This window comes from Salmonella sp. 2020_1459 (genome assembly GCF_043847915.1).
Lineage (GTDB): Bacteria > Pseudomonadota > Gammaproteobacteria > Enterobacterales > Enterobacteriaceae > Salmonella > Salmonella enterica.
Genome location: NZ_JBCMFA010000006.1, coordinates 244,128 through 265,196, shown reverse-complemented (window position 1 = coordinate 265,196; position 21,069 = coordinate 244,128). Strand labels below are relative to the sequence as shown.

General features: G+C 53.4%; 23 protein-coding genes and 1 riboswitch. Of the genes, 10 read left to right on the top strand and 13 right to left on the bottom strand.

Annotation, left to right across the window (positions count from 1 at the left end; all coding sequences use genetic code 11):
• Positions 1 to 122: 122 nt before the first annotated feature.
• Both ACH0VJ_RS16860 and ybiJ read left to right on the top strand, forming a co-directional pair.
• The gene (locus ACH0VJ_RS16860) at positions 123 to 389 is read left to right on the top strand and encodes a DksA/TraR family C4-type zinc finger protein (protein WP_000135445.1); all 267 of its coding nucleotides are present in this window, start codon (positions 123 to 125) and stop codon (positions 387 to 389) included.
• A gap of 284 nt (positions 390 to 673) precedes the next feature.
• A complete protein-coding gene (gene ybiJ, locus ACH0VJ_RS16855; protein WP_000849089.1) occupies positions 674 to 934 on the top strand; it encodes a DUF1471 family protein YbiJ in 261 nt (86 codons plus the stop codon).
• Positions 935 to 1,089: 155 nt separating this feature from the next.
• Here the strand turns inward: ybiJ and ybiB are convergent, their stop codons facing one another.
• The 3 genes from ybiB to rhlE all read right to left on the bottom strand — a co-directional run bounded on the left by ybiB (position 1,090) and on the right by rhlE (position 5,810).
• Complete coding sequence (gene ybiB, locus ACH0VJ_RS16850) at positions 1,090 to 2,064, bottom strand: DNA-binding protein YbiB (RefSeq protein ID WP_000386494.1); 975 nt, start codon at positions 2,062 to 2,064, stop codon at positions 1,090 to 1,092.
• A 29-nt stretch (positions 2,065 to 2,093) separates the two neighbouring features.
• The gene (gene dinG / locus ACH0VJ_RS16845) at positions 2,094 to 4,238 is read right to left on the bottom strand and encodes an ATP-dependent DNA helicase DinG (protein WP_001218630.1); all 2,145 of its coding nucleotides are present in this window, start codon (positions 4,236 to 4,238) and stop codon (positions 2,094 to 2,096) included.
• Between the two features lie 207 nt (positions 4,239 to 4,445).
• A complete protein-coding gene (gene rhlE / locus ACH0VJ_RS16840) occupies positions 4,446 to 5,810 on the bottom strand; it encodes an ATP-dependent RNA helicase RhlE (RefSeq protein ID WP_000007059.1) in 1,365 nt (454 codons plus the stop codon).
• 229 nt (positions 5,811 to 6,039) lie between these two features.
• Here rhlE and cecR point away from each other — a divergent pair, with 229 nt between their 5' ends.
• The 5 genes from cecR to ACH0VJ_RS16815 all read left to right on the top strand — a co-directional run bounded on the left by cecR (position 6,040) and on the right by ACH0VJ_RS16815 (position 11,767).
• Positions 6,040 to 6,714, top strand: coding sequence for a transcriptional regulator CecR (cecR, locus tag ACH0VJ_RS16835; RefSeq protein ID WP_001025254.1), 675 nt, complete (start codon positions 6,040 to 6,042; stop codon positions 6,712 to 6,714).
• Complete coding sequence (gene hlyD, locus ACH0VJ_RS16830) at positions 6,714 to 7,709, top strand: secretion protein HlyD (protein ID WP_000743431.1); 996 nt, start codon at positions 6,714 to 6,716, stop codon at positions 7,707 to 7,709. Before cecR ends, hlyD begins: the two co-directional genes overlap by 1 nt.
• The gene (locus ACH0VJ_RS16825) at positions 7,702 to 9,438 is read left to right on the top strand and encodes an ATP-binding cassette domain-containing protein (RefSeq protein ID WP_001287616.1); all 1,737 of its coding nucleotides are present in this window, start codon (positions 7,702 to 7,704) and stop codon (positions 9,436 to 9,438) included. Before hlyD ends, ACH0VJ_RS16825 begins: the two co-directional genes overlap by 8 nt.
• A complete protein-coding gene (locus ACH0VJ_RS16820) occupies positions 9,431 to 10,561 on the top strand; it encodes an ABC transporter permease (RefSeq protein WP_000045765.1) in 1,131 nt (376 codons plus the stop codon). The genes ACH0VJ_RS16825 and ACH0VJ_RS16820 overlap by 8 nt, the downstream gene beginning before the upstream one ends.
• Positions 10,562 to 10,660: 99 nt before the next feature.
• Positions 10,661 to 11,767, top strand: a complete 1,107-nt coding sequence (locus ACH0VJ_RS16815) for an ABC transporter permease (protein ID WP_000469050.1) — start codon at positions 10,661 to 10,663, stop codon at positions 11,765 to 11,767.
• On the opposite strand, the gene ACH0VJ_RS16810 is transcribed toward ACH0VJ_RS16815, so the two are convergent.
• Positions 11,729 to 12,139: a YbhQ family protein gene (locus ACH0VJ_RS16810; RefSeq protein ID WP_000871970.1), complete on the bottom strand. Its 411-nt coding sequence runs from the start codon at positions 12,137 to 12,139 to the stop codon at positions 11,729 to 11,731. The two genes, ACH0VJ_RS16815 and ACH0VJ_RS16810, sit on opposite strands and share 39 nt — an antisense overlap.
• A 132-nt stretch (positions 12,140 to 12,271) precedes the next feature.
• Here ACH0VJ_RS16810 and ACH0VJ_RS16805 point away from each other — a divergent pair, with 132 nt between their 5' ends.
• The 3 genes from ACH0VJ_RS16805 to ACH0VJ_RS16795 are packed head-to-tail and all read left to right on the top strand — an operon-like array spanning position 12,272 to position 15,230.
• The gene (locus ACH0VJ_RS16805; protein ID WP_000192039.1) at positions 12,272 to 13,030 is read left to right on the top strand and encodes an endonuclease/exonuclease/phosphatase family protein; all 759 of its coding nucleotides are present in this window, start codon (positions 12,272 to 12,274) and stop codon (positions 13,028 to 13,030) included.
• The gene (clsB, locus tag ACH0VJ_RS16800; RefSeq protein ID WP_000649643.1) at positions 13,027 to 14,268 is read left to right on the top strand and encodes a cardiolipin synthase ClsB; all 1,242 of its coding nucleotides are present in this window, start codon (positions 13,027 to 13,029) and stop codon (positions 14,266 to 14,268) included. Before ACH0VJ_RS16805 ends, clsB begins: the two co-directional genes overlap by 4 nt.
• Positions 14,268 to 15,230 carry a YbhN family protein gene (locus tag ACH0VJ_RS16795; RefSeq protein ID WP_079833549.1) on the top strand — a complete coding sequence of 321 codons (963 nt, stop codon included), beginning with the start codon at positions 14,268 to 14,270 and terminating at the stop codon, positions 15,228 to 15,230. The genes clsB and ACH0VJ_RS16795 overlap by 1 nt, the downstream gene beginning before the upstream one ends.
• Positions 15,231 to 15,232: 2 nt before the next feature.
• On the opposite strand, the gene ACH0VJ_RS16790 is transcribed toward ACH0VJ_RS16795, so the two are convergent.
• The 9 genes from ACH0VJ_RS16790 to moaA form a co-directional block, all read right to left on the bottom strand.
• A complete protein-coding gene (locus ACH0VJ_RS16790) occupies positions 15,233 to 15,793 on the bottom strand; it encodes a hypothetical protein (RefSeq protein WP_001052196.1) in 561 nt (186 codons plus the stop codon).
• 7 nt (positions 15,794 to 15,800) lie between these two features.
• Entirely contained in the window at positions 15,801 to 16,409 is a 609-nt protein-coding gene (locus tag ACH0VJ_RS16785) for a membrane protein (protein ID WP_010988984.1), read from the bottom strand.
• Positions 16,410 to 16,432: 23 nt separating this feature from the next.
• Positions 16,433 to 17,140, bottom strand: coding sequence for a Bax inhibitor-1 family protein (locus ACH0VJ_RS16780; RefSeq protein WP_000529056.1), 708 nt, complete (start codon positions 17,138 to 17,140; stop codon positions 16,433 to 16,435).
• Between the two features lie 145 nt (positions 17,141 to 17,285).
• A complete protein-coding gene (locus tag ACH0VJ_RS16775; RefSeq protein WP_000373611.1) occupies positions 17,286 to 17,990 on the bottom strand; it encodes a Bax inhibitor-1/YccA family protein in 705 nt (234 codons plus the stop codon).
• A 47-nt stretch (positions 17,991 to 18,037) separates the two neighbouring features.
• On the bottom strand, positions 18,038 to 18,490 hold the full coding sequence (gene moaE / locus ACH0VJ_RS16770; protein ID WP_001209384.1) for a molybdopterin synthase catalytic subunit MoaE: 453 nt from the start codon (positions 18,488 to 18,490) through the stop codon (positions 18,038 to 18,040).
• A 1-nt stretch (position 18,491) separates the two neighbouring features.
• Positions 18,492 to 18,737 (bottom strand): molybdopterin synthase sulfur carrier subunit, encoded by a 246-nt coding sequence (gene moaD, locus ACH0VJ_RS16765; RefSeq protein ID WP_000598596.1) that lies wholly within the window; start codon positions 18,735 to 18,737, stop codon positions 18,492 to 18,494.
• Positions 18,730 to 19,215 carry a cyclic pyranopterin monophosphate synthase MoaC gene (moaC, locus tag ACH0VJ_RS16760; RefSeq protein ID WP_000080894.1) on the bottom strand — a complete coding sequence of 162 codons (486 nt, stop codon included), beginning with the start codon at positions 19,213 to 19,215 and terminating at the stop codon, positions 18,730 to 18,732. The genes moaD and moaC overlap by 8 nt, the downstream gene beginning before the upstream one ends.
• A 2-nt stretch (positions 19,216 to 19,217) precedes the next feature.
• Entirely contained in the window at positions 19,218 to 19,730 is a 513-nt protein-coding gene (gene moaB, locus ACH0VJ_RS16755; protein WP_000084604.1) for a molybdenum cofactor biosynthesis protein B, read from the bottom strand.
• Between the two features lie 21 nt (positions 19,731 to 19,751).
• Positions 19,752 to 20,741 carry a GTP 3',8-cyclase MoaA gene (gene moaA, locus ACH0VJ_RS16750; protein WP_000168180.1) on the bottom strand — a complete coding sequence of 330 codons (990 nt, stop codon included), beginning with the start codon at positions 20,739 to 20,741 and terminating at the stop codon, positions 19,752 to 19,754.
• Positions 20,729 to 20,873, bottom strand: a riboswitch (molybdenum cofactor riboswitch). (Overlaps the previous gene by 13 nt.)
• Between the last annotated feature and the right edge of the window lie 196 nt (positions 20,874 to 21,069).

Sequence of the window (21,069 nt, the reverse complement as noted above, 5' to 3'; positions counted from 1 at the left end):
CGTTTGATCGGCTCTCTGAATGACATTGGCTCTGCTCATGGTCTGAAAAGGCCGCGCGATGCGATTTTTTCGCCTGACGGCGCTACACTTAACCTCAGGTACCCTAAAATCAGGAGAGCGTGATGGCATCCTGCTGGGCAAATGACGACGCAGTGAATGAACAAATCAACAATACCATTGAAGATGCCGTTGCCCGCGCTCGCGGCGAACTTCCCCACGGCGAAAGTCGCGATGAATGCGAATCTTGCGGCGATCCTATCCCTGAAGCGCGGCGTAAAGCCGTGCCGGGCGTTCGGTTATGCATAGCCTGCCAACAGGAGAAAGATTTACATAACGCAACATTTTCAGGATATAATCATAGAGGTTCAAAAGACAGCCAGTTACGCTGACTTTTCTTTACCGAAACCGCCAGTATTATCCATTCCTTTACGCTCATGCTTTTTAGCGTTCTGCGTCGCAGAATGTGCCGTTAACCTCGACTCTGTAAAGCCAGATGACAAGAAAGGTAAATTCAACCGTTGAATTAATTAATAATCAATAGGTTATTTGTCATTCAAAAATTTTGAGCAAGGCAGTCAATTCTATTCGATTTTATCTTTCGCAAAAAACCGTGATACTCATCACATCGACGGAACATCGTCCCATAAACAGAATAACCTGCGAGAGATTAATCATGAAAACCATTAAATATGCTGTTGCAGCCATCGCGCTTTCCACCCTTTCTTTTGGCGCTTTTGCCGCAGAACCGGTTAGCGCGTCTCAGACGCAAAACCTGCATAAAATCGGCGTAGTGTCTGCCGATGGCGCCACCACGCTGGATGGCCTGGAAGCTAAACTGGCTGAAAAAGCCGCCGCTGCTGGCGCAAGCGCTTATAACATCACCTCCGCCGTAGGTAATGACAAAATGAGCGGCACTGCGGTGATTTATAAATAATTTACCTGCCCGCCAGATTTCAGGCTGTAACATCGCTGTTGTTTGAATTCTGACGGGTATTACCCTCGTCTGTTTGCCAACAGACCCACTGCTCCAACCCTCATTAACCCTGTTTGTTACCCTTATTTGCCCGTCCGTCACTGGACGGGCTTTTTTTATTCGCTAAAAGCCTGTTCGACGCGCGCAAGCCCGTCTTCTAACGTCGCCGCCTCTCCCGTCGCAACCAGACAACAGGCCATTTGCGTTTTTAATGATTGCGGCACCGGCTCGTGGCCGGCAAGGCAGCGCTCAATCCAGCGCGCGGTGATTTCAGGATCTTTAGTCGCAGGCAGTGAAAGCGGCTCGTCGTACGTGTCGCTCTGGCGCTCATGCAGTACCTGCACGCCGCGGCTATCAATCAGGCTGATTTGCGGACAGCGTTGCGGGTTGGCATAGACTTCGCCTTCGGTACCATGCATCAGCAAAGCCCGCCCGCCAATGCGGCTAAAAAAGGTCGCCACACGCGGAACATATTCAGGATGAGAAACGCTTGATAAACGCAGCGCGGCATCCTCAGCAAATGGCGTCGCCAGCTTGGCCAGTGAATGCGCGCTGTTACGCACGCCCATCCGCCAGCGCATCGCCAGCTGTTTTTCCAGCGGCGGGCAGAGCGCGCTCACCGGGATAAACACCGGCTGGCGCCCGTCCAGTTTGGCCTGCGCTTGTCCACCGTGTAGGGTGGGGATAATCCCCATCAGCTCAAATATAGTTTCCGTCAGTACGCGGGTCGGATCTTCACTGACGCCGTGTACTACGACTGGGAAGCCCAATTTATGCAGCAGGATAGCCAGCAACGGCGTTAAATTCGCCTGTTTACGCGCGCCGTTATAGCTGGGAATAACGACCGGCAACGGCCTATCTGCGGGCGGTGTCAGTTTGATGGTATGATTCTGCATGGCCTCATAAAAGCCCAGCATTTCGGCTTCGCCTTCGCCTTTAATACGCAGCGCCATCAATATACTGCCCATTTCCAGGTCGGGGACGTCGCCATTCAGCATTCGGGTATACAAACCGCGCGCGGTATCCAGATCCAGATCGCGGGCGTGATTTTTACCTCGCCCGATCTCTTTGATGATCTTGCGATAATCCATTGAAAGCTCCTTGAAGTGTGCTCACAGCATTAACGCCGTCGGCGGCGTGCAGGTTTTGCTTTTGGTTTTACTATAACGTCTGGCACGGCAGGCTGCTCTATCGGAAAAACAGGTAAGGCATTCAGTAAACGCTGTCCGTAGTTTTTGGTCAACAACCGCTTATCATAAATGACCACTTCTCCCCGACAGGCATGGCTACGGATCAATCGCCCTACCTGCTGAATTAAATTAAAAGACGCGCTTGGTAAACTTTGTACCTCAAACGGATAACGATTCAGGCTTTTTAGCCATTCGCCTTCGGTGATCACGACCGGGCTGTCGATCGGCGGAAAGGCAATTTTATGGATATGGACTTGCGTCAGCAGCTCGCCTTTAAGATCCAGCCCTTCGGCAAAAGACTGAAGCCCAACCAGCACGCTACGTTCGCCGCTCTCCACCCGTTTACGGTGCAGCTCTACCAGCCGGTAACGCGGCTGGTCACCCTGGACCAGGAGGAGTAAGCGCACATCAGCGACATGCTCCAGAAAACGCTGCATCGCCCGCCCGCTGGCAAACAGTACCAGCATACCATGATGTTTTTTGCTCTCCAGTTGCTCACGAAAATAGGCTGCCATTTCGGCAATATGCTGCTCTTCGTTATCAATGGTGGGTTCGTAGCGCATTTGAGGAATCACCAGTTTCCCCTGTTCCACATGATTAAACGGCGAATCCAGCGCCACAAAGCGGTCGCCGGCTTTTTCTTTTAAGCCGCTCATTTCCTGCAGGCGCGAAAAGCTATTGAGCGAGCGCAGTGTCGCCGAGGTGACAATAATGTGCGGTACGCTGCGCCATAACAATCTTTCCAGCTGATCGCTGACGCGGATACCGACACAATGGAACCAGACGTGGAGTTGCCCTTCGCGTATTTCACGCGTCGCCCATTTGGACACCGGCGCGCCTGAAGACTGCGCCATCGAAGCCAGCCGCCATAATTTACTTTGCGCCTCGAACATTCCCAGCGCCCGGTTCATCTGTAAAATCACCCGATGCAAACGCACAATATCGTGCGACCCGGTTTTTTCGCTGAGATCGTTGAGAAAGGACTCCGCCAGCCCACGCAGCGTCTCGGTCAGCTTCGCCAGTCGCTGGCAGATTTCCATGACCTCATCAGGCAACTCGCCCATTGCAAAACGGTGCTCCGCCTCCTGCGCTGCGGGCATATACAGATTAAGAATGGCATTGAGCGAGGCGATCAGTTCGTACACCTCCTCGCAATGGGCGTTAAGTCGCTCAGGATTCGCTAACGGCGGCGTGGTCTTAGGGCGAAATTGCTCCATGCAGGTCGCCACCAGTTTGCTGAACAGGTCCAGTTGCAAGCGATACCAGGAGGCGGTAATTTCCGCGCTCATCTCCAGCGCATCGCGAGCGACATCGGGCAGATGATGACCTTCATCCAGTACCAACAGCAGATGCTTTGGTTCCGGCAGTACGGCTTCACTTTCCATCGCCGCCATTACCAGCGCGTGATTCGCCACCACGACTTCCGCTTCCTGTATTTCACGTCGGGCGACAAAGAATGGACATTCGCGGTAATAGTGACAGTTGCGGTTCAGACAACTGGCTTTATCGGTACTTAATCGCCGCCACAGATCGTCGTCAATAGCAATGTCGGTATGATCCCGCAGACCATCCCATTTGTAACCGTCAAGATCCCCTTTCAGCCTGGCGCAGCGCTTTTGCTCTTCCTGGTTGTTAGGCGTCAGTTCGTCATCAAGAAAGGCGAGCAGATCCTGCTGCGTAGGCTCGCTACTGGCGAGCGCCGCCAGGTTTCGCGGACACACGTAACGCCCGCGGCCAAAGGCGGCGGTAAAGCGCAGATCGGGGATGATTTTTCGTAGCAGCGGCAAATCTTTGCTAAAGATCTGATCCTGTAACGCCACGTTAGCGGTACTGACCACCAGTGTTTTTTGCTCTTCCCGGGCAATGGCGATACCGGGAATAAGATAGGAGAGGGTTTTCCCGACGCCGGTCGGCGCTTCAATAGCCAGATGTCTCCCTTCTTCCCCGGCCAGCGTTCTGGCGACGTCAGCAATCATCTGCCGCTGCGGCGCACGGGGAATAAAGTCGGGAATCTGGTCCTGAAGCGCCTTATACCAGGCGGCGATTTGCGCTTTCAGCGCAGCGGTCAATGCCATGAGAAAACCTGAAGTACTGTATAAACAGCCACTATTGTGTCACATTTCAGGGGCGGGAAGTACCTTTTTTACCGGTTCTGGAAGGCGGCTCGCAACGCGATGTGTATTTTGCCGGATGACGGTGCAAGCACCTTATCGGGCCTACGTATTTGCATAGTCCGTAGGCCCGGTAAGCGTCGCGCTACCGGGCATGTTGCCGGATAAAATTTACTGGGCAGGCGTGATTCTGCGCGGGCGACGCGGCGGACGTGCTTTGTCGCCAGCGGGTTTCCCCTCGCCTGTGCGCGGTTTGGGTTTCGCCTTCGCTGCCCCACTATCCTGACGTCGCGGCTGCTGACTGCGCCCCGCTCCCCCCTGATTTTGTCCGCGTCCACGACCGCCGCCGCCGCCGCGCTGCTGACGGCCATTCTGAATCGGCTCCGCTTTAATCGACGGGTCGGGCTCATAGCCCGGCGTCGTAATGCGTGGGATCTCTTTTTTCAGCAACTTTTCGATATCACGCAACAATTTATGCTCGTCAACACAGACCAGCGACAGCGCCTCGCCAGTTGCCGCCGCGCGACCGGTACGGCCAATACGGTGTACATAATCTTCCGGCACGTTCGGCAGTTCATAGTTGACCACGTGCGGCAGTTCTTCAATATCCAGACCACGCGCCGCAATATCCGTCGCCACCAGCACGCGAATATCGCCGGATTTAAAATCGGCCAGCGCGCGGGTACGTGCGCCCTGCGATTTATTACCGTGGATCGCCGCGCTGCGAATACCGTCTTTATTAAGCTGTTCCGCCAGATGGTTCGCGCCATGCTTGGTGCGGGTGAAGACCAACACCTGCTGCCAGTTGCCCTGGCCAATCATCTGCGACAGCAGTTCGCGCTTACGTTTTTTATCGACAAAGTGCACGTGCTGCGTTACCTGCTCTGAGGCCGTGTTGCGGCGCGCCACTTCGATTTCCAGCGGGTTGCGCAACAGCTTTTCGGCAAGCGCTTTGATGTCGTCGGAGAACGTGGCGGAGAACAGCAGATTCTGACGCTTCGCCGGCAGTTTCGCCAGCACGCGACGAATGTCGTGAATGAAGCCCATATCCAGCATACGGTCGGCTTCATCCAGTACCAGAATCTCAATCTGATCCAGCTTCACGGCATTTTGATGTTCCAGGTCGAGCAGACGTCCCGGCGTCGCCACCAGCACATCCACGCCGCCGCGCAGTTTCATCATCTGCGGATTGATGCTTACGCCGCCAAATACCACCAGCGAGCGAATATTGAGATATTTACTGTAATCTCTGACGTTTTCGCCAATTTGCGCCGCCAGCTCGCGGGTTGGCGTGAGGATCAACGCACGCACCGGGCGACGACCTTTAGCATGCGGCTGATGGGTAATCAGATGCTGCAACAATGGCAGGGTAAAACCCGCCGTTTTACCGGTTCCGGTCTGAGCGCTGGCCATCAGATCGCGGCCTTCCAGCACGGCGGGAATCGCCTGTTGCTGAATAGGGGTAGGTTCACGGTAACCCTGCTCGGCAATAGCGCGCAGGATATCAGGGTTTAATCCCAGGGAATCAAAAGACATAACTACTCCGGACCGCCCCGACCGTTGCCGGTGTAGTTTTCAGGGAGATGCTCAAATTTGGAATGACAAAAACCACAATGTCATGAAGGGGCGGAGTGTAGCAGTTTTTGTGATGCGGCGCATAAATTATCCCGGAAGGTAGCAAAGACAAATTAATCGACCACACTGGACAAGTGCCATTATGAGTCATAGTCTTAATCAATCGATTGATTAAAAATTAGGGCGTGTGATGAATATTCCCACCACGACCACCAAGGGCGAGCAGGCGAAAAGTCAGCTCATTGCCGCCGCGCTGGCGCAGTTTGGCGAGTATGGCCTCCATGCCACCACGCGCGATATCGCCGCGCTGGCGGGGCAAAATATTGCCGCCATTACTTACTATTTCGGCTCAAAAGAGGATTTATACCTCGCCTGCGCCCAGTGGATTGCCGATTTTCTTGGCGAAAAATTTCGCCCCCATGCTGAAAAAGCGGAACGTCTGTTTAGCCAGCCTGCCCCTGACCGGGACGCCATACGCGAGCTCATTCTGCTCGCCTGCAAGAACATGATTATGCTGCTGACGCAGGAAGACACCGTTAACCTGAGCAAATTTATTTCACGCGAGCAGCTCTCTCCCACGTCGGCCTATCAATTGGTTCATGAACAGGTTATCGATCCGTTGCATACCCATCTGACAAGATTGGTTGCCGCTTATACCGGCTGCGACGCCAATGATACGCGCATGATTTTGCATACCCATGCCTTACTGGGCGAAGTGCTGGCGTTCCGTCTCGGCAAAGAAACTATTCTGTTACGTACCGGCTGGCCGCAGTTTGATGAAGAAAAAGCGGAGCTGATTTACCAGACGGTAACCTGCCACATCGATCTTATTCTGCACGGTTTAACGCAAAGGAGTCTGGACTGATGAAAAAACCTGTCGTTATCGGACTGGCAATCGCAGCGATCGTCGCTGTGATTGCCGGTGGAACCTGGTGGTATCAAAGTCGGCAGGACGATGGGCTGACGCTATACGGTAATGTCGATATCCGTACCGTCAATATCAGCTTTCGCGTCGGCGGCAGGCTGGCGTCGCTGAATGTTGATGAAGGCGATGCCATCAAAGCCGGACAGGTGCTCGGCGAACTGGATCACGCGCCATACGAAAACGCGCTAATGCAGGCGAAAGCTGGCGTGTCGGTCGCGCAGGCGCAATATGATTTGATGCTGGCAGGCTATCGCGATGAAGAGATAGCCCAGGCCGCCGCCGCCGTCAGACAGGCGCAAGCCGCCTATGACTACGCGCAAAACTTTTATAACCGTCAGCAAGGATTGTGGAAAAGCCGCACCATTTCCGCTAACGATCTGGAAAACGCCCGCTCATCGCGCGATCAGGCGCAGGCGACGCTGAAGTCCGCGCAGGATAAACTGAGCCAGTACCGTACCGGTAATCGTGAACAGGATATCGCCCAGGCGAAAGCCAGCCTGGAACAGGCAAAGGCCCAACTGGCGCAGGCGCAGCTTGATTTGCAGGACACCACGCTTATCGCGCCTGCCAACGGAACCTTGCTCACCCGCGCGGTCGAGCCTGGCAGTATGCTGAACGCCGGCAGCACGGTATTAACGCTCTCGCTGACCCGCCCCGTCTGGGTGCGCGCCTATGTCGATGAACGCAACCTCAGTCAGACGCAACCGGGGCGCGACATTCTGTTGTATACCGACGGTCGTCCTGACAAACCTTACCACGGCAAGATTGGTTTCGTTTCGCCCACCGCGGAATTTACGCCGAAAACCGTCGAAACGCCGGATCTGCGTACCGATCTCGTCTATCGCCTGCGCATTATCGTCACCGATGCGGACGATGCGTTACGCCAGGGGATGCCAGTCACGGTGAAATTTAATGACGAGGCACGGCATGAGTGAGGCCGTTATTACGCTGCACGGTCTGACGAAGCGCTTTGCGGGAATGGATAAACCCGCCGTCGCGCCGCTCGACTGTACCATTCATTCCGGTTATGTCACCGGGCTGGTAGGGCCGGACGGCGCAGGAAAAACCACGCTAATGCGTATGCTGGCAGGCCTGCTCAAAGCCGATGGCGGCAGCGCGTCCGTATTGGGCTTCGACCCGATACAAAACGACAGCGAGCTGCACGCGGTTCTGGGCTATATGCCGCAGAAATTTGGTCTGTATGAAGATCTTACCGTCATGGAGAACCTTAATCTCTATGCCGATTTACGCAGCGTTACCGGCGAGATACGGGAAAAGACCTTTGCCCGTTTGTTGGAGTTTACCGCCCTCGGCCCTTTCACTGGCCGTCTGGCGGGGAAATTGTCCGGCGGGATGAAGCAAAAACTGGGGCTGGCCTGTACGCTGGTCGGCGAACCGAAAGTGCTGCTGTTGGATGAACCGGGCGTTGGCGTTGACCCGATTTCACGGCGCGAGTTGTGGCAAATGGTCCACGAACTGGCGGGCGACGGGATGCTGATTTTATGGAGTACCTCCTATCTGGATGAAGCCGAACAGTGCCGCGATGTGCTGCTGATGAATGAAGGCGAGCTGCTCTATCAGGGCGAACCTAAAGCGCTGACGCAAACGATGGCCGGTCGTAGCTTTCTGATGAGTAGTCCACAGGAAAACAACCGTAAGTTGCTACAGAGAGCGCTCAGACTGCCGCAGGTGAGCGACGGCATGATTCAGGGACGTTCGGTACGCCTGATCCTGAAAAAAGAGGCGACCGCAGCAGATATTCGCCAGGCCGAAGGGATGCCGGAAATCACCCTCAATGAGACCGCGCCGCGCTTCGAAGATGCGTTTATCGATCTGCTTGGCGGAGCGGGAACCTCGGAGTCTCCGCTGGGTTCAATCCTGCATACGGTTGAAGGCACTGCCGGCGAAACGGTGATTGAAGCGCAGGAACTGACGAAAAAATTTGGCGATTTCGCGGCTACGGACCATGTTAATTTCGTCGTACAGCGCGGCGAGATTTTTGGCCTGCTCGGCCCGAACGGCGCGGGTAAATCAACCACCTTTAAAATGATGTGCGGCCTGCTGGTGCCGACGTCCGGCAAGGCGCTGGTGCTGGATATGGACCTGAAAGTCAGCTCCGGCAAAGCCCGTCAGCATCTGGGCTATATGGCGCAAAAATTTTCGCTTTACGGCAACCTGACGGTTGAGCAGAACCTGCGTTTTTTCTCCGGCGTCTACGGTTTGCGGGGCCGCGCGCAAAATGAAAAAATTCAGCGCATGAGTGAAGCGTTTGGTCTGAAAAGCATCGCGTCACATCCCACCGATGCGCTACCGCTGGGCTTTAAACAGCGACTGGCGCTGGCCTGCTCGCTGATGCACGAACCGGATATTTTATTCCTTGATGAACCAACGTCCGGGGTTGATCCCCTCACCCGCCGTGAATTTTGGCTGCATATTAATAGCATGGTGGAAAAAGGGGTCACGGTAATGGTGACGACCCACTTTATGGATGAGGCGGAATATTGCGATCGCATCGGACTGGTTTATCGCGGGAAGCTTATCGCCAGCGGTACGCCGGACGATCTCAAAGCGCAGGCCGCCGATGAGCAACAGGCCGATCCGACGATGGAGCAAGCCTTTATCACTCTCATCAATGACTGGGATAAGGAGCATACGCATGAGTAAGTCTCTCTCCTGGCGCCGCGTGCGTGCGTTGTGCGTCAAAGAGACGCGCCAGATCGTGCGCGATCCCAGTAGCTGGCTGATTGCGGTGGTGATCCCGCTGCTGTTGCTGTTTATTTTTGGTTACGGCATTAACCTTGACTCCAGCAAGCTGCGGGTGGGGATTCTGCTTGAACAGCAAAGCCAGGAGGCGCTGGATTTCACTCATGCGATGACCGGTTCACCCTATATCGACGCGACCATTAGCGATAATCGCCATGAATTAATTGAAAAAATGCAGGCCGGACGCATTCGCGGACTGGTGGTGATTCCGGTGGATTTCGCGCAGCAAATGGCGCGCGACGGTGACAGCGCGCCAATTCAGGTGATTACCGACGGCAGCGAGCCAAACACCGCCAACTTCGTTCAGGGTTATGTGGAAGGCATCTGGCAAATCTGGCAACAGCAGCGGGCGGAAGATCGCGGCGACACCTTTGAACCGCTCATCGACGTCCAGACGCGCTACTGGTTTAACCCGGCGGCGATCAGTCAGCATTTTATCATTCCCGGGGCGGTGACCATTATCATGACGGTAATTGGCGCAATCCTCACCTCGCTGGTCGTTGCCCGCGAATGGGAGCGCGGCACGATGGAGGCGCTGCTCTCAACCGAAGTGACGCGTGTTGAACTGCTGCTGTGTAAGCTTATTCCCTATTACTTTCTCGGTATGCTGGCGATGCTGCTCTGTATGCTGGTATCGGTGTTTATTCTCGGCGTGCCGTATCGCGGTTCGCTGGTGATTCTGTTTATCATCACCAGTCTGTTTTTACTGAGTACGCTGGGGATGGGGCTGTTGATTTCCACCATCACTCGCAACCAGTTTAACGCCGCGCAGGTGGCGCTGAACGCCGCCTTTTTACCCTCGATTATGCTGTCCGGGTTTATCTTCCAGATAGACAGTATGCCTGCGGTGATCCGCGCGGTGACCTATATTATTCCGGCGCGCTATTTTGTTAGCACCCTGCAAAGTCTGTTTCTGGCCGGCAATATTCCGGTCGTGTTAGGCGTTAACGTACTGTTTTTAATCGCCTCGGCGGTGATGTTTATTGGCCTGACGTGGCTAAAAACCAAACGACGGCTGGATTAACTCTGGCGCTCGTATTTTGCCCGGTGGCGCTATGCTTACCGGGCCTACGGGCCATGTAGGTCGGGTTAGCGTAGCGCCACCCGACATGAGGAAGGTTCTATGTTTCATCGCTTATGGACGTTAATTCGCAAAGAACTGCAATCGCTTTTACGCGAACCGCAAACGCGCGCGATCCTGATTCTGCCGGTGCTGATTCAGGTCATCCTGTTTCCGTTCGCCGCGACGCTTGAAGTCACTAACGCGACTATCGCCATCTATAACGAAGATAACGGCAAACATTCGGTAGAACTTACCCAGCGCTTTGCCCGCGCGAAAGCGTTTACCCATGTGCTATTGCTGAACAGTCCGCAGGAGATCCAGCCGACTATCGATACGCAAAAAGCGCTGCTGCTGGTACGCTTCCCGGCGGATTTCTCGCGGAATCTGGATACCTTCCAGCCAGCGCCGATGCAACTCATTCTTGATGGACGTAACTCCAACAGCGCGCAAATCGCCGCCAATTATCTGCAACAGATCGTCAAGGAGTATCAGCAGACATTGATGGACGGCAAGCCAAAGCCCAACAATAGCGAACTGGTGGTACGCAACTGGTATAACCCGAATCTGGACTACAAGTGGTTTGTGGTGCCCTCGCTGATCGCCATGATCACCACTATCGGCGTGATGATCGTCACTTCGCTGTCCGTCGCCCGCGAGCGTGAACAAGGCACTCTGGATCAGCTGCTGGTCTCTCCGCTCACCACCTGGCAGATTTTCGTTGGTAAAGCGGTGCCGGCGCTGATTGTCGCGACCTTCCAGGCCACGATCGTGCTGGCTATCGGCATTTGGGCATACCAAATTCCCTTCGCCGGTTCGTTAGCGCTGTTTTATTTCACGATGGTGATTTACGGGCTGTCGCTGGTAGGCTTTGGCTTGCTGATATCATCGCTTTGCGCCACGCAACAGCAGGCGTTTATCGGCGTCTTTGTCTTTATGATGCCGGCGATTTTGCTCTCGGGTTATGTCTCGCCGGTGGAAAATATGCCGGTCTGGCTGCAAAACCTGACGTGGATAAATCCTATCCGCCACTTTACTGATATTACTAAGCAAATTTATCTTAAGGACGCGAGTCTGGGGATTGTCTGGGGAAGTTTGTGGCCGCTACTGGTGATAGCGGCCACCACGGGTTCAGCGGCGTATGCGATGTTTAGACGCAAAGTGATGTAGCTTTTTATCTTTCGCCAGTAGCGAGACCACGGCGGGCCCGGCCAGGATAGCCAGCCCCGCCAGCGCCAGTAAAACATTGTTTTGCAAGACGCGGGATAGCAGCCAGAGGACAATCAGCGCGGTGCCGAAGTACCAGGTGGTAGTCAGCTCTTCCAGCACATCCGCCACATCGCGCCAGCGCTGCTCATGATGGCGCTGCAACGCCAGCATCAGCAGTACCGTCACGCCGTAAAGCACGCATAATCCCAGGCCGACGCGCACTAATGTGCCGCTCATCCAGCCTATTACCAGCATCGCCACTACCAGTAAATGCAACATAATCTGCCAACAACCGAGGCCGGTTGCGACACGAACGCGTTGTTGCCACTTCATGGCTTTTCTCCTGAAGCATTTTTCTCTCATTATTCAGAGTACCGAACTTTACGGAAAATTCCGTAAGACCGCATCTTTTTGTGACGACGACTACACTATTTCAATCAGGATAGTGACGCGGACAGGAAGAAAATGACTCAACACACGCGAAATTTTTCATTCAAAGTGCTCACAATTAATACGCACAAAGGTTTTACCGCCTTTAATAAACGCTTCATCCTGCCGGAGCTGCGCGACGCCGTCAGAACGGTCGGCGCCGATATCGTCTGTCTGCAAGAAGTAATGGGCGCGCATGAAGTACATCCGCTGCATATCGAAAACTGGCCGGACACTACCCACTATGAATTTTTGGCCGACACCATGTGGAGCGATTTCGCCTATGGCCGCAATGCGGTCTATCCAGAAGGCCACCACGGTAACGCGGTTCTTTCTCGCTATCCCATTGAACATTATGAAAATCGCGACGTCTCGGTCGGCGGTAGCGAAAAACGCGGCGTGCTCTATTGCCGCATTACGCCGCCCATGCTCAACCGCCCTATCCACGTCATGTGCGTACATCTCGGCCTGCGGGAGAGCCACCGCCAGGCGCAGTTAACCATGCTGGCGGGATGGGTGAATGCCTTGCCGGAATCAGAACCGGTGCTGGTGGCCGGAGACTTTAATGACTGGCGGCAAAAGGCCGGCCCGCCGTTAAACGCGGCCGGGCTGGAGGAGATATTCACCCGTGCCCATGGCCGACCGGCGCGCACATTCCCGGTGAGTATGCCGCTGCTGCGACTCGATCGTATTTACGTCAAGAATGCGAACGCCAGTTCTCCTACGGCGCTGCCGCTGCGGAACTGGCGACATTTATCAGACCATGCCCCCCTTAGCGCGGAGATCCATCTATGAAATGCGGCTGGCGTGAAGGTAATCAAATTCAGCTACTGGAAAACGGCGACCAGTTCTATCCTGCCGTGTTTGAAGCCATCGCTCAGGCACAGCAAAAAATCATTCTGGAAACCTTTATCTTGTTTGAAGATGAGGTGGGTAAAAAACTCCATGCAGCTCTGCTAAAAGCCGCACAGCGCGGCGTAAAAGCCGAAGTATTACTCGACGGCTACGGCTCTCCCGATCTCAGCGACGCGTTTGTCGGCGAATTGACCTCAGCAGGCGTGATTTTTCGCTATTACGACCCCCGCCCGCGTCTACTGGGGTTGCGAACCAATATCTTCCGCCGAATGCACCGCAAAATTGTGGTGATTGATGATCGTATTGCCTTTGTCGGCGGCATTAACTACTCCGCCGAACATATGTCGGATTACGGCCCGCAGGCGAAACAAGACTACGCGGTACGGGTCGAAGGGCCTGTAGTGGCCGATATCCTGCAATTCGAAGTCGAGAATCTGCCGGGGCAAAGCCCCGCGCGCCGCTGGTGGAAGCGCCATCATCAGGCCGAAGAAAACCGCCACCCCGGCGAAGCGCAGGCGCTGTTTGTCTGGCGAGATAACGAAGAGCACCGCGACGATATCGAACGTCATTATCTGAAAATGCTGACCCAGGCAAAGCGTGAGGTGATTATCGCTAACGCCTATTTTTTCCCCGGCTATCGCTTGCTCCACGCAATGCGTAAAGCCGCCCGCCGTGGCGTGAGCGTAAAACTGATTGTCCAGGGGGAACCAGACATGCCGATAGTCAAAGTCGGCGCGCGGTTGCTCTATAACTATCTGGTGAAGGGCGGTGTGCAGGTTTATGAATACCGACGCCGTCCGCTGCATGGCAAAGTGGCGCTGATGGACGATCACTGGGCCACGGTAGGGTCGAGTAATCTCGATCCGCTCAGCCTGTCGCTTAACCTTGAAGCTAACCTGATCATTCACGATCGTACCTTTAACCAGACCCTGCGCAATAATTTACAAGGCATCATCGTGAATGATTGTAAGCAGGTCGATGAGTCTATGCTGCCGAAACGCACCTGGTGGAACCTGACCAAAAGCGTGCTGGCGTTCCACTTTTTACGTCATTTCCCGGCGCTGGTCGGCTGGCTACCTGCGCATACCCCGCATCTGGCGCAGGTTCCCCCGCCTGCCCAGCCGGAAATGGAAACCCAGGATCGCGTTGATCCAGAAAATACAGGAGTGAAGCCCTAATGGCTAAATCGCATCCGCGCTGGCGGTTGGCTAAAAAAGTGCTGACCTGGCTGTTTTTTATTGCGGTCGTCGTTCTGCTGGTGGTTTATGCTAAAAAGGTCGACTGGGGCGATGTCTGGACCGTCATCCGCGACTATAACCGCACGGCGCTTTTAAGCGCTGTAGGACTGGTGATCGTTAGCTATCTTCTGTACGGCTGCTACGACCTGCTTGGACGGCTTTATTGCGGCCATAAACTGGCGAAGCGACAGGTGATGTTGGTATCGTTCGTCTGCTATGCCTTTAACCTGACGCTCAGCACCTGGGTCGGCGGGATCGGGATGCGTTACCGACTGTACTCTCGCCTCGGGTTGCCCGGCAGTACTATCACGCGTATTTTCTCACTCAGCATTACCACTAACTGGCTGGGCTATATTCTGCTTGGCGGCATCATTTTTACCTTCGGCATTGTCCAGCTTCCCGACCACTGGTATATCGATGAAGGCACGCTACGTATTCTCGGTATCGTTTTATTGTTGATTATCGCGGTCTATCTGTGGTTTTGCGCCTTTGCGAAGCGGCGGCATATGACGATTAAAGGACAGAAACTGGTGCTGCCGTCATGGAAATTCGCGCTGGCGCAGATGGCGATCTCCAGCGCGAACTGGATGGCGATGGGCGCCATCATCTGGCTGCTGATGGGTCAGGATGTGAACTATTTCTTTGTGCTGGGCGTACTGCTGGTGAGCAGTATCGCGGGCGTCATCGTGCATATTCCGGCAGGCATCGGCGTGCTGGAGGCCGTATTCCTTGCGTTGCTGGCGGGCGAACATACGTCGCAAGGCACGATTATCGCCACCCTGCTCGCGTACCGCGTGCTTTACTATTTTATTCCCCTGCTGCTGGCGCTGGTGTGCTACCTGATCCTGGAGAGCCGGGCGAAGAAGCTGCGGGCGAAAAACGAGCGGGCGATGGCGAAATAAATTTAAGCAGACGCGTTTTCGCTTTCCAGCACAACGCGTTTTATCCGGTAAAAATAAACATATGCTGAGAAAAAAGACGTATTCATCTGTAAGCGGGAAAAAAGCAGCAATGACCAGCTAAACAGCAGCAGGAGCACTTCGTGAAACTCGCCCATGAATACTGATGACAGGGTACAGAACGTTGCCAACGTAACGGAAATAATGGCCAGCAATAACGCATAGCGGTAAATAATGACCCCGCTCATTCTTCCTTTAAGCAGGAGCTGATTTGACGGGGTAAGAAAAGCGATATAGCCCACGGCCAGGAAGAAGACCAGCTCCAGATGCTTTTTATTGTGCAGCTCAAACTGCGCAATAACCATGTTTATACTGACGATCCATGTCATCGTCATCATGATCGCCGTAAGCCCAATAACACCTCCGTGAGGAATACCTTGTTCATACCAGTTTTTTTTGTAGTGGCTGGCCGGATACACAGGTAACTTAATTTCTGGCGGGATCAACTGCCCTTTTTTCACCAGCTCCGCCAGTGTTTTTCCTGTTAGCCACGTCATCAGGTTCATGGGCTTATCATTTCCTTGTCTGTGAGGTGAGATATTTTTGTAATGCGACTCGCACTAATCGACGCCCCAGGCAGAAACGAATCATCATCGTAAACGTTTCGCCATTCATCACCCAGCGGCAAAGCACAACCATAATAATCGCGATAACCAGATCACTCTTTAGTTCGCTATTTTGATGGCACAACACGTCAAATAATCCAGTACCGCAGAGCATAATATTTAATAAAAACAGTAAAACGCAGAGGCGCAACCCCAGGATAAAACCTTTGGCAATAAGCCATACCTCAGCCATAACACATAGCATAATACCTATAGCACTGCCAAAATAAATAATTATATTTAGTGGCCAATACAGGATAAACTTATCAAAAACAAAATGCGCACTGCACACACCTCCCACAAGAAGCATAAAACTAAACGCGCAAACAGGCGCAGGATTGGGTAATGAATGTTCCCATGACAATCCGGTAATGAAATGAGAAATCAGCGCTGGCGGGCATTTCTTATTAAAATCCTCGCCGCCATTTTTAATGGCGCGAGTGACGTCTTTAGCTTCACAAAACGCTAACCAAAATTGTTTGCCACATAATTTACTCATTATACCCATCATCACCAACCTGAATAAAAAACCTGCAACGCCTACGGCCTGAAAGATAATAGTATTTCCAGAATCATCAAAATGATATAACGACACAGCGTAACCACAGCATTAATAATGCCAAGGTAAAGCGTCAGCGCGCCAAATAAAGCGCAACGAGACAGGGATGAAAACTCGCTGTGGTATAATATGCGGGCATAACCATGCAGTGTCGATTTTTCTAGTGCTGTGATCAATGTCCATACCAATACCGTCAGCACACTGACTATCCAGACCAGAGTGCTACTGGCCACCAGGCTATTGACAACTATCGCAGCGATGATCCCGCTTACCGCCATAAAAATTAACGGCCTGAATAGACCAGAACTGATATTCAGGTAGAAAATAAATAAAGCATTAAGACTAAACATGATTCCAACAATCACGAAAATGGTCGCGCCACCTGAGAAAAGGTAAGCTAATGACACGCCGGTAAGCGTAATGATGGCAATATATATCAACGTTACGGCAACAGTGCCAAAGCGGGAAAGACAGGTAACGGCCCCATACCCCAGGCCAAGCAAAAGTGCTGATATCCACAAAACAACAACAGGTTGAACGTGAGTTATCAAAAAATGAGTATACAACGTTAACCATATAATGCCGGCGGTACACCATAGTCCCAACGCAGTATACCAATAGGTAAGGGATAACATTGTCGCGGGAATAAATGCTATTTGTCGTATACGTATTGCAGCCAGAGGTCCCACTTGTCATTTATCACTCTTCACATGATCACGGTGATAAGAATGGCAAGCGCAGGAAAATATTTCTAAGATATTTATGCTGTTTCGCCCTAAATATAGTCCTAAAAAAATCCTGGCGCAGGGCCAGGATTTTAAGAGATCGCTATAATTAGCGGCGATTACCAAAAATACGCAGTAACATCAGGAACAGGTTGATAAAGTCCAGGTACAGCGTTAACGCGCCGAGAATCGAATATTTACGCAGATTAGCGCTATCGCGGGTATCTATTTGCTCGCCGATATTTTTCAGTTTCTGCGTGTCATAGGCGGTCAGACCGACAAACACCACCACCCCGATATAGGTTACCGCCCACATCAGCGCTTCACTCTTCAGCCAGAAATTGACCAGCGACGCCAGAACGATACCAATAAGCGCCATAAACAGCATATTGCCGAAACCGCTAAGATCGCGTTTAGTGGTGTACCCGTACAGGCTCATGGCGCCAAACATTCCCCCCGTCACCACAAACGTGCTGGCGATAGAGGAGTAGGTGTAAACGATAAAAATACTGGATAACGTCAATCCGGTTAGCGCCGAATAGAGCATAAACAGCGTCGTCGCCATTCCGGCGCTAAGTTTATGCACCAGTCCCGACAGAACAAACACCAGCGCAAGCTGGGCAATAATTAAGCCAAAGAAGGTGATCTTACTGGAAAAGACAAACATCATGACGGCTGGCGTATTAGCCGCATACCACGCGATAAACGCGGTCAGTAACAGTCCGACCGTCATCCAGCCATACACTTGCGCCATATAGGTCTGCAGGCCGGACCGTGCCTGCACTATTGAATCAGATCGTGGAAATCTGTCCATGATGAACTCCTGTGTGGAAATGATACCCTAAAGCGTATCACATTCTGCTACCAACGTTTCGCCAACTGCTGGTCGCTGTCGCGCGCTTCGACCCAGCGATCGCCTTCCGGCGTGGCTTCACGCTTCCAGAACGGCGCACGGGTTTTCAGATAATCCATAATGAACTGGCCAGCGTCGAACGCGCTACTGCGGTGCGCGCTGGTGACGCCGACAAACACAATCTCATCGCCCGGCCATAATTCGCCAACGCGATGAATCACCGTGACCCGCCCCAGCGGCCAGCGGGAACGCGCCTTCGCGACGATCTCCGCCAGAGCTTTCTCAGTCATGCCGGGATAATGCTCCAGCGTCAGCGCCTTAACGCTATCGCCCAGGTTATGATTGCGCACTTTTCCGGTAAAGGTGACGACCGCGCCGTCTTCGTCGCGCGCCGCCAGCCAGGAATATTCCTCCCCGACGCTAAACGGCGCAGGGCCGACTACAATTCGCGTTTCACGCATGTTAGCCCCCCGTGACTGGCGGGAAAAACGCCACTTCATCGCCCGCCGTCAGCGGATGGTCAAAACTTACCAGCGTCTGGTTGACCGCCGCCAACAGCTTACCGTCTTCCAGCGCCAGCGCCCAACGATCGCTCTTTGTCGCCAGATGCTGTCGCAGCGACTCAACGGTGGAAAAATCTGCTGGAAGATCCAGCGCGTCAGTTCCTGTAAGCTCGCGAACCTGGGCGAAGAAAAGCACTTTAATCATGCGCATCCACCTTAAAATCCCCCGATTTGCCGCCGCTTTTCGCCAGCAGGCGCACCGGACCAATTACCATATCTTTTTGTACCGCTTTGCACATGTCGTAGATGGTTAACGCCGCGACGGACGCCGCGGTTAACGCTTCCATTTCGACGCCGGTTTTACCGGTCAGACGGCACAGAGACTCAATACGCACGCGGTTATGCTCCGGCTCGGCCTGAAGCTGAATCTCCACTTTACTTAGCAGTAGCGGGTGGCACAGCGGGATCAGCTCCCAGGTGCGTTTGGCGGCCTGAATACCGGCAATTCGGGCGGTGGCGAAAACATCGCCCTTGTGGTGTTTGCCATCAACAATCATCGCCAGCGTTTCACTACGCATGGTAACGAATGCTTCCGCACGCGCTTCACGAACGGTTTCCGCTTTCGCGGAAACGTCCACCATGTGCGCTTCGCCTGCGGCGTTTATATGGGTTAATTGCGACATCGTTATTTCTTTAAATGAGGGTGAAAATTACATGGGCGTGTACGGGCATCCAGCTGCGGCGCAATGATATTCTCCCATGCGGTTCTGCACGCTTTTGTGGAGCCCGGCATGGCGAAAATCAAGGTGTTATTCGCCACGCCAGCTACCGCGCGCGACTGCAGAGTTGCGGTGCCGATCTCTTCAAACGAGAGCATGCGAAACACTTCGCCAAATCCTTCCACTTCACGATCGAACAGCGGCAACAGCGCTTCCGGCGCCTGATCGCCTTCGGTCAAACCGGTCCCACCAGTTATCAATACGACCTGCACCTCATCACTGGCGATCCAGGCGGAAACCTGGGCGCGAATCGCGTAACGGTTCTCTTTAACGATGGCTTTCGCCACCACTTCATGCCCGGCCTCCTGCGCCGAATCACGCAGATAATGACCGGAGGTGTCGTCTTCTTCGCCGCGTCGGCTGGAAACAGTAAGAATAGCGATGCGGGTCGGGATAAATTCAGCGCTGACCTGACTCATCTGAAATCTCCTTATTAAGGATTAACCGCCAATGTAAGATAAATTTTGCGTAATACCAGTATTGCTCTGGTGAAGAAAGTGGGTCTGCTTTTTCTCCCGCAACGCGTCGGAAATACGTTCCTCAAGCGCGTATTGCTGCGCGTCATCCTGTAACAGGTCGCGTAAACTCACGCCGCCGTCGCCAAACAGACATAAATGCAGCTTACCGACGGACGAAACACGCAGGCGGTTACAGGTGGCGCAGAAATCTTTTTCATACGGCATAATGAGGCCGATCTCACCGGCGTAATCGGGATGACAAAAAACCTGCGCCGGGCCATCGCTGCGCTGGCGGAGCTGGTGGATCCAACCGCGCTTAATCAGCTCGTCGCGTAATACCTGACCCGAAATATGATGTTTGCGGAAGAGATCGCTCCCCTCGCCCGTCTCCATAAGTTCAATGAAGCGTAGCTGAATGGGGCGAGGCTGAATCCAGGCAAGGAAGGTATCCAACTGATGGTGATTCACGTCGCGCATCAGCACGGTGTTGACTTTCACCTTTTCGAAACCGGCGTCAAAGGCGGCATCGATGCCCGCCATCACCTGGCGGAATTTGTCCTGACCGGTAATCGCATGGAACTGACGCGCATCCAGACTATCCACGCTAACATTGACGCCCGTCAGCCCCGCTTCGCGCCAGTTCGCGGCATCGCGCGCCAGTCGATAACCGTTAGTGGTCACCGCGATCTGGCGAATAGCATCATTTTCACCCACGGCGGCAATGATGTCGGTAAAATCGCGGCGTAATGAAGGCTCGCCGCCGGTAAGACGCACCTTCTCCGTGCCAAGACTGGCAAAAGCGCGCGTAACGCGACGAATTTCATCGACGGTAAGGAAACCGTTGTTAGTGACGCCGCCAGGTTTGTAGCCATCCGGCAGACAGTAGGTGCAACGAAAGTTACACACATCGGTAATCGACAAACGCAAGTAGTAAAACTTACGCGCGAAAGCATCGGTAAGTTGTGAAGCCATGTACACCTTTCCAAATACGGGAGGCGGAGTCATTTCTTCCTGCGCCCTGGTGGCAAACGTTAAACGTTGTCACGGCCAAAGCACCGTATCAAAAATGACCCAGGTGCAGAGGCTAGAGTGTTTACTGTGGTTACGCCGATACTAGCGTGTAAATGACAATTTCGCCATCACGCTTTCGCTATATAAACATATACATAGCGATATGATCGTGCTATTTAGCGACAGAATACGTGAAAATCACACTTTTACATTGATATATATCATTTAGCCGTGGTAACGCCCTCGCTATAAAGGGGTAGTCGGGAATAATTAATTGTCTTTTAGCCGG

Coding starts and splice junctions, on each gene's coding strand:
- ACH0VJ_RS16860 (WP_000135445.1), top strand. CDS start 123: ATGGCATCCTGCTGGGCAAATGACGACGCAGTGAATGAACAAATCAAC.
- ybiJ (WP_000849089.1), top strand. CDS start 674: ATGAAAACCATTAAATATGCTGTTGCAGCCATCGCGCTTTCCACCCTT.
- ybiB (WP_000386494.1), bottom strand. CDS start 2,064: ATGGATTATCGCAAGATCATCAAAGAGATCGGGCGAGGTAAAAATCAC.
- dinG (WP_001218630.1), bottom strand. CDS start 4,238: ATGGCATTGACCGCTGCGCTGAAAGCGCAAATCGCCGCCTGGTATAAG.
- rhlE (WP_000007059.1), bottom strand. CDS start 5,810: ATGTCTTTTGATTCCCTGGGATTAAACCCTGATATCCTGCGCGCTATT.
- cecR (WP_001025254.1), top strand. CDS start 6,040: ATGAATATTCCCACCACGACCACCAAGGGCGAGCAGGCGAAAAGTCAG.
- hlyD (WP_000743431.1), top strand. CDS start 6,714: ATGAAAAAACCTGTCGTTATCGGACTGGCAATCGCAGCGATCGTCGCT.
- ACH0VJ_RS16825 (WP_001287616.1), top strand. CDS start 7,702: ATGAGTGAGGCCGTTATTACGCTGCACGGTCTGACGAAGCGCTTTGCG.
- ACH0VJ_RS16820 (WP_000045765.1), top strand. CDS start 9,431: ATGAGTAAGTCTCTCTCCTGGCGCCGCGTGCGTGCGTTGTGCGTCAAA.
- ACH0VJ_RS16815 (WP_000469050.1), top strand. CDS start 10,661: ATGTTTCATCGCTTATGGACGTTAATTCGCAAAGAACTGCAATCGCTT.
- ACH0VJ_RS16810 (WP_000871970.1), bottom strand. CDS start 12,139: ATGAAGTGGCAACAACGCGTTCGTGTCGCAACCGGCCTCGGTTGTTGG.
- ACH0VJ_RS16805 (WP_000192039.1), top strand. CDS start 12,272: ATGACTCAACACACGCGAAATTTTTCATTCAAAGTGCTCACAATTAAT.
- clsB (WP_000649643.1), top strand. CDS start 13,027: ATGAAATGCGGCTGGCGTGAAGGTAATCAAATTCAGCTACTGGAAAAC.
- ACH0VJ_RS16795 (WP_079833549.1), top strand. CDS start 14,268: ATGGCTAAATCGCATCCGCGCTGGCGGTTGGCTAAAAAAGTGCTGACC.
- ACH0VJ_RS16790 (WP_001052196.1), bottom strand. CDS start 15,793: ATGAACCTGATGACGTGGCTAACAGGAAAAACACTGGCGGAGCTGGTG.
- ACH0VJ_RS16775 (WP_000373611.1), bottom strand. CDS start 17,990: ATGGACAGATTTCCACGATCTGATTCAATAGTGCAGGCACGGTCCGGC.
- moaE (WP_001209384.1), bottom strand. CDS start 18,490: ATGCGTGAAACGCGAATTGTAGTCGGCCCTGCGCCGTTTAGCGTCGGG.
- moaD (WP_000598596.1), bottom strand. CDS start 18,737: ATGATTAAAGTGCTTTTCTTCGCCCAGGTTCGCGAGCTTACAGGAACT.
- moaC (WP_000080894.1), bottom strand. CDS start 19,215: ATGTCGCAATTAACCCATATAAACGCCGCAGGCGAAGCGCACATGGTG.
- moaB (WP_000084604.1), bottom strand. CDS start 19,730: ATGAGTCAGGTCAGCGCTGAATTTATCCCGACCCGCATCGCTATTCTT.
- moaA (WP_000168180.1), bottom strand. CDS start 20,741: ATGGCTTCACAACTTACCGATGCTTTCGCGCGTAAGTTTTACTACTTG.